The organism is Microbacterium petrolearium, assembly GCF_054782875.1.
The window spans coordinates 1-1,401 of record NZ_BAAGRQ010000051.1 but is presented as its reverse complement, the minus strand read 5'-3'; the positions used below and the strand labels follow the sequence as shown (position 1 = coordinate 1,401).

The window sequence follows — 1,401 nt, the reverse complement described above, 5'->3', positions numbered from 1 at the left end:
GGTCAAGTCCCTGGTGGTGGTGTAGCGCTCGGTCCTTCGTGTTGATGGTTCAGGCGCTGAGTTCGAGGTTGGTGTCGGTCACCTCCTCGGGGCTGTTGTCAGCGACGAGGGTGAGCCTGCTTTTGGCGAGGATGTCGAGGCCGAGGTAGCGGCGTCCTTCGGCCCATTCGTCGGTCTGTTCGGCGAGCACGGCGCCGACGAGGCGGATGATCGCGTCCCGGTTCGGGAAGATGCCGACGGAGTCGGTGCGGCGGCGGATCTCGCGGTTCAGTCTCTCGTTGGGGTTGTTGGACCAGATCTGCTGCCAGAGCCCTTCGGGGAACCCAGTGAACGCGAGGATGTCCGCTCGTGACGCGTCGGGGAGCTTGTCGTCGACGTAGTCGAGGAGCCGGTCGAACTGGGCGTGGACGCTGTCGGCGTCGGGTTGGTCGTAGACGGAGTGCAGCATCGCCTTGACGGCCGGCCACATGGTCTTCGGTGTCACGGACATCAGGTTGGCGGCGTAGTGGGTGCGGCATCGTTGCCAGACCGCGCCGGGCAGGTTCGCCGCGACCGCTTCCACCAGCCCGGCGTGGGCGTCACTGGTGACCAGCCGGACCCCGCCCAGGCCGCGAGCGACGAGGTCGGCGAAGAACGAGTTCCAGGCCGCCCCGGTCTCGCTCGTCGCGACGCGGAGCCCGAGGACTTCGCGGCGCCCGTCGGCGTTGACGCCGGTCGCGATAAGCACGACCGCGTTGATCACCCGGCCGCCCTCACGGACCTTCATCGTGAGAGCGTCGGCGGCGACGAATGTGAACGGGCCCGCGTCATCGAGGGGGCGGTGGCGGAACTGGTCGACGTGCTCATCGAGGTCGGCCGCCATCCGCGAGACCTGGGACTTGGAGAGGGAATGGATTCCGAGGGTCTTCACGAGCTTGTCCATCCGGCGGGTCGAGACCCCGGCGAGGTAGCAGTCCGCGATCACGGTGATCAGCGCGGTCTCTGCCCGTTTGCGGCGCTCGAGCAACCACTCCGGGAAGTATGTGCCCGACCGCAGCTTCGGGATCGCGACATCGATCGTGCCGACGCGCGTGTCCAGGTCGCGGTGCCGGTAACCGTTGCGCTGCGCGAGCCGGTCGGGTGAGGGCTTGCCCCACTCCGCGCCAACGACGGCGTCTGCGTCCGCGGACAACAGCGCGTTGATCATCGTCTGCAGCAGGCTGCGCATCAGATCCGGCGACGCGTCCAGCAGCGCTTCACTGAGCACGCTGGCAGGGTCGACAATATGAGGAGCGGTCATCGTGATGACTCCATTCGAGTGAGAAGTAGAGAGCTTTCTCGAAGGATCACACGGTGACCGCGTCTACGTCAGGAACGACGAGCCAGACCACCGCGCGCTACACCACTATGCGGGACTCCACT

General features: G+C 66.6%; 1 protein-coding gene. It reads right to left on the bottom strand.

From position 1 onward, the window contains the following. Positions 1–49: 49 nt before the first annotated feature. Positions 50–1,279, bottom strand: coding sequence for an IS256 family transposase (locus tag ACYVJ0_RS13530; RefSeq protein ID WP_460818380.1), 1,230 nt, complete (start codon positions 1,277–1,279; stop codon positions 50–52). Positions 1,280–1,401: the final 122 nt, after the last annotated feature.

What these genes read in the sequence shown, in the direction of transcription:
- ACYVJ0_RS13530 (WP_460818380.1), bottom strand. Translation starts at nt 1,279, where the DNA reads ATGACCGCTCCTCATATTGTCGACCCTGCCAGCGTGCTCAGTGAAGCG.